Consider the following 5,294-nt stretch of genomic DNA (forward strand, 5'->3'; position numbering starts at 1 on the left):
GCGCGTCCAGCCGCATGGTGGCGGCGACGACCAGCTGCAGGGGCTCGTCGTGGATGGCCTCGGCCAGCAGCAGGCGTTCGCGTTCCTCGACGGTGGACAGCTGCTCGAGCAGCTCGCGCTGCTCGGCCATCAGCCGGCCCAGCCGGTCCCGCAGCAGCTGGGTCTCGTCGTACTGCTGCCGGAGCAGTTCCTTGGTCCGGCCGGCCGCGATCACCCATCCGATCCGGTCCGACATCACCTGCAGCACATCGTCGTCGCCGAACACGAACGGCCGGCGTCCGGTACGGAAGGCGTGCACGAAGCCCAGCACGGCGCCGTCGTGCCGGATCGGGGCCGAGACGAAGTGCGTCACCGCCGAAGGAACCGCCATGCCGGTCTGCTGCCGGAAGACGGTGCGCCAACCACTCCCGTCGATGCTCGAGTACAGACGGCACGAGGCCGTCGCCGGATCGATGGCGCCGCCCGAGGGCACCCAGCCGGCCACCGCCTCCCGCAGGCCCGGAACCGTGGCGGGGTCGGCACCCTGGGCGAACAGCTCCAGATGGTCGTCCCCGTCGGCGATGGCGACGACCCGCACGAGGGTGCCATCGCCCAGGGTGGTCGCGATGATGTCGGCGATCTGCTGGATCCGCACCCGGCGACTGTGGAATCGCTGCGCGAGCAGGTCACTGACCCGGCGCAGCAGCCGCAGCCGGTTGCGCGCACCCTGGGTCGCCAGCTGGTCCTCGATCACGTCCGGGGTGATGTCGACGTGCGTGAGGATGGCGCGGACCAGGCTGCCCCGCTCGTCCACGACGGCCATCACGCTGCCCAGCACGTGCCGGACGTCGCCGCTGCGGGCGCGGCGGATCCGGTAGCGCAGCGTGTGCCGGCCGCCGGTGGTCAGCGCGTCGTTGATCGCGCTGCGGACGGCTGCCTGGTCGGCCGGGAGCACGATCGTGTCCAGGCCGGCCAGCATGTGCTCGACCGACGGCACCTCGAGTTGGGCGAGCAGGTCGGCGTCGGCGGTCCACCCGCGGAGCCGGTCGTAGGTGGCGCAACCGACCCGGCTCAGCCGCTGGATCTCGTCGGCCAGCGCCCGGCGGCGGTGGTCGTCGGTCACCTCCCGGCCGACCACCAGGCCGGCCCGGACGGTGCCGTCCGCCCCGTCGACGGGCCGGCAGGTCAGCTGGTACTCCGCCCCGGTCCGCGGGCTGAAGTAGTCGAACTCGGCCGTGCGGCCCTCGAACGGGGCGGCGAGGTGACGGTCGAACACCGCCCAGACGTCCGACGGCATCACGTCCGGCAACCGGCGGCCCACGTCGAAGCCGACGTCCAGGTCGGCGCACGCCCAGGCCGGTCCGGCGACGGCCCGGATGGTCAGGTCGCGATCGAACAAGATCGCGCTGGTCCCGGGGACAGCCTGCAGCAGGGCGGGCAACCACGTGCTCGCGGCGAGCTGGTCGACCTCATCGTCGTCCCCGGCGACGGTCGGAGCGGTGATCGACATCGAGGAACCTCCGGGGCGACGCAGAGCCGCCGACCCCGGACCGACCGCGACACGTCGCCCGGGAGCTGAGCGGAGAGGTGGACGACAACGTTGAGTGGAATGTTTGACGCGACCACAAATTAGCAGGGCGGACCGGAACTGGGACCAATCGTCGACGACGTTCACCCCTGAGATGAAAAGCGCTGGGAATGACAGAATGTCGCTCACCAAGAGCGATGGCGGAGCGCTCGCTCCGGCGCCCCTTTGGAGTGACCGTTCCACCTCCCGGGGTGGCGTTCGTCCCGGTGCGAGACAGGGCGGTGGTGGCGGCCGGGGTCCGGGTCGGGGCCGGGACGGGACTCCCCGCGTCCGGCCCCGGGCCAGGTGGTGGCGGCTGCCCCTCCGTCGAGCGCGGCTAAGGTCACTGCCCGTGACGGACACCGGCATCGTGGCCCTGCTCGACGGAACGCTGCTCGACCCGACCGCGCCCCTGCTGCGCGGGGACGACCTCGGGGTGCTGCGGGGGGAGGGCGTCTTCGAGACCACGCTGGTCGTCGACGGTCGGCCGCGCGACCTGGACGAGCACCTGGCGCGGCTGTCCCGGTCGGCCCGGCTGACCGGGGTCGAGGTCCCCGGACCCGACCGGTGGCGCACCGGGGTGGCCGCCGTCGTCGGCGCCTGGACGGGCGCGTCGGAGATGGTGCTGCGGCTCGTCGCCAGCGGCGGGCCGGACGGCGGGTCGCCGGTCTGTTACCTGCTGGGGTCCGGGCTGCCCGCGGTGAGCCGGCGGCAGCGGCGCGACGGGGTCCGCGTCCTGCTGCTCGACCGGGGCTTCACCGTCGCCTCCGGGTCGGCGGCGCCCTGGCTGCTGGCCGGGGCCAAGACCCTCTCTTACGGCATCAACATGGCGGCCCTGCGGTACGCGCGGGCCAACGGCGCGGACGACGTGATCTTCGTCGGAGCCGACGGGGCGGTGCTGGAGGCCCCGACGTCGTCGGTGGTCGTGGCCCGGGGCCGGACGCTCGTGACGCCGCCCGAGGACGCGATCCTGGCCGGCATCACCGTGCGCCGGCTGTTCCGGGCTGCCGCCGACGCCGGCTGGCAGGTCCGGACGGAACCGGTGACCCCCGCCGACCTCACCACCGCCGACGGCGTCTGGCTGGCCTCCAGCGCGCGCCTGCTGGCACCCGTCGTCGCGATCGACGGCCGGCCCCGGCCGGACGGCGGCTCGACGGCCGAACTCGCCGCGCTGCTGCAGACCCCGGCCTGACCCGGCGCGGCGGCGCGGCGGCGGGCGCTCGGGCGCTCGGGCGTTTCGTTGCGGTTGACCCGGTCTGGCGGTCTTGCGGTCTTGCGGTCTTGCGGTCTCGCGGTCTCGCGGTCTCGCGGGTTCCGCGGGTCGGCGAAGGGCTGGTGGGTCGGCGAAAGGCAGGTGGGTCGGCGAAGGGTCGGTTCAGGACTCCGGTTCGAGCCGCCGCAGGGCTGGCGGGCCGGCGAGAGGCCGGTGGGTCGGCGAAGGGTCGGTTCAGGACTCCGGTTCGAGCCGCCGCAGGGCGTCCCGGGCCCGGCGTTGCGCCAGCTCGGCGCGGCGCACCTCCCGGCGGGCCCGGTCCACGGCCTGCCGTGCCTCGCTGAGCTGGTCCTCGAGCTCGTGCACCCGGTCGACCCGGGCCTGCTCCTCGTCCGTGGCCAGGATCAGGGTCTCCTCGGCCTCGTCCGCCGCCTGCCGGGCCTGCGCCAGCGTGGCCTCCCGCGCTCGTGCGGCCTCGCGTGCGGCCGCGGCGGCTCGTTCCGCCTGCGCCTGCTGCTCGGCTTCCCGGGCCGCCCGTCGCTCGGCCGGGGTCGGCCGCGGGCGGGCCGGGGAGGCCGTGGTCGGTGAGGTCGCAGTGGACGCTCGGCCGCTCCGTCGGCCGGTCCCGCCAGCCTCCGGGCCCGTGGGTGAGTCCGCGACGTGATCGCCGTCCGGCTCCGGCGGGGAATCCTGTCCGCCCGGGACCAGGGTGAGCTCGGGGCCGCCGAGGCCGAATCCCTCCCACCGGGCGGGCTTGACCAGCACGCCGCGCTCGATCTCGTCCGCGACCGAGTCGTCCGACAGGGCCGCGGTGAGCGTGGAGACGACCTCGTCGCGGGCGGCGCTGCTCGGGTGCGACTCGTCGGCGGCGGCGAACGCGGCCCTGGTCAGGTCGTCGATCAGCCGGCGCCGGCTGCGAGTCAGTTCGCGGATCCGGCGGGCGTCGACGGCGGTGGCCGACGCCTGCACCGTCTGCCAGTCCCGGCCGAGGTCGAGCAGCTGGCCGACCGCCTCCGGGTCGGTGCGGGCCAACCGATTGATCGCGAAGGCGGAACGGGTCGGTTTCCGCAGCGCGGCGATCCGCTTGGCGGCGGCGGCGTCTCCGGCGGCGCGGGCCCGGGCGGCCAGGTCCGTGCGCCGGGCCAGGAAGTCGTCGGGATCGCCGCCGTACAGCTCGTCCACGGCGGCGGCCGTCGGATCGTCGGGCATCCCTCCATCCTGGCCCCACCGCCCGGCTCCCATCGATCCACTCACGCGTTCACGTCGGTCACGAGCGGCGAACCCCCGCCGAGCCGCCGGCCATCGGGCCAGGACCCGGCCGCCGTTCTCGAACGATCGGGCCGGCGTCGAGCGGGGCCGGAGCCGGCCGGGCGGGGTGGACCTTCAAAGGTCGGTCTGGTTTCGCCTGCGGGCTGGCGGGATCGATGTCGATCCGTGCACGGTTCGGTCGGGTTCTTGTCGAGTGAAGCCCGGGTCCCGCTGAACGGGTGTGGGTCTTCTTTGGGCGGCTGGGGCGTGGGTCGGGTCGGGCTTTGTCGACGGGTGGTCGGCGTCGGCCCGTCCCCGGTGTGGTTCCGGTCGAGGTTCTCGTTGAGTGAAGCCCGGGTCCCGCTGAGCGGGTGTGGGTCTTCGTTGGACCGGTGGGGCGTGGGTCCGGTGGAGCGCGTCGTCCGGTGCGTGGGGGCAGGGCTCATTGGGTGGGCCTGGCGCGGGGTCGGGTCTGGCTTTGCCGGCGGGGGTGTCGGCGTCGGCGCCGTTTTTTGCCTGGTCCCGGCGGGGTTCTCGTCGAGTGGAGACCGGGTCTCGCTGAGCGGATGTGGGTCTTCACTGGGCGGGTGGGGCTTCGGTCGGGTGAGGCGCGTGGCCCGGTGAGTGGGAGCAGGGCTCATTGGGTGGGCCTGGCGCGGGGTCGGGTCTGGCTTTGCCGGCGGGGGTGTCGGCGTCGGCGCCGTTTTCTGCCTGGTCCCGGCGGGGTTCTCGTCGTGTGAAGACCGGGTCCCGCTGAGCGGGTGTGGGTCTTCGTTGGACGGGTGGGGAGTGGGTCGGGTGAGACGCATGGCCCGGTGCGTGGGCGCCGGGGCTCATGGGGTGGGTCGGTGCCGGGGTCGGGGTCTGGCTTTGCCGACGGGGGAGTCGGAGTCGGCGCCGTTCCCGGTGCGGTTCCGGTCGGGGTTCTTGTCGAGTGAAGACCGGGTCCCAGATCGTCCCCGGCCCAGATCGTTCCCGGCCCGGATCGTTCCCGGCCCAGATCGACCCCGGCCCAGATCGGCCGGACCAGACCGGACCAGACCAGACCGGCCGCGGCGACGCGCCGCGGACTCAGCTCTCGTCGGAGAGCAGGCCCTGGCGGTGCGCGATCGCGACCGCCTCGGCGCGGCCGCCGGCGCCGAGTTTGCCCAGCACGTTGGAGATGTGCACGCTGACCGTCTTGCCGCTGATGAACAGGCGCTCGCCGATCTGCCGGTTGGTCAGGCCGGTCGCCACCAGGCGGAGCACCTCGGCCTCGCGGGCGGTGAGCACGGTCCCGCCGGCCGG

Annotated in this window: 4 protein-coding genes; 1 reads left to right on the forward strand and 3 read right to left on the reverse strand. The window is 74.2% G+C overall.

Translation table 11 applies throughout. The features are described 5' to 3' along the window. The coding region (locus ACOJUF_RS22190) for a PAS domain-containing protein (RefSeq protein ID WP_420123986.1) at positions 1-1,489 on the reverse strand (1,489 nt) is incomplete at its 3' end. Positions 1,490-1,898: 409 nt separating this feature from the next. On the opposite strand from ACOJUF_RS22190, the gene ACOJUF_RS22195 reads away from it, so the two are divergent. Next, complete coding sequence (locus tag ACOJUF_RS22195; RefSeq protein ID WP_420123987.1) at positions 1,899-2,738, forward strand: aminotransferase class IV; 840 nt, start codon at positions 1,899-1,901, stop codon at positions 2,736-2,738. 255 nt (positions 2,739-2,993) lie between these two features. Here ACOJUF_RS22195 and ACOJUF_RS22200 read toward each other — a convergent pair whose 3' ends face one another. After that, entirely contained in the window at positions 2,994-3,968 is a 975-nt protein-coding gene (locus ACOJUF_RS22200; protein ID WP_420123988.1) for a hypothetical protein, read from the reverse strand. Positions 3,969-5,078: 1,110 nt separating this feature from the next. Beyond that, on the reverse strand, positions 5,079-5,294 hold a 216-nt coding region (locus ACOJUF_RS22205), incomplete at its 5' end, for a helix-turn-helix domain-containing protein (RefSeq protein WP_420123989.1).

Origin of the sequence: Nakamurella sp., assembly GCF_048594475.1 — a bacterium.
GTDB lineage: Bacteria > Actinomycetota > Actinomycetes > Mycobacteriales > Nakamurellaceae > Nakamurella.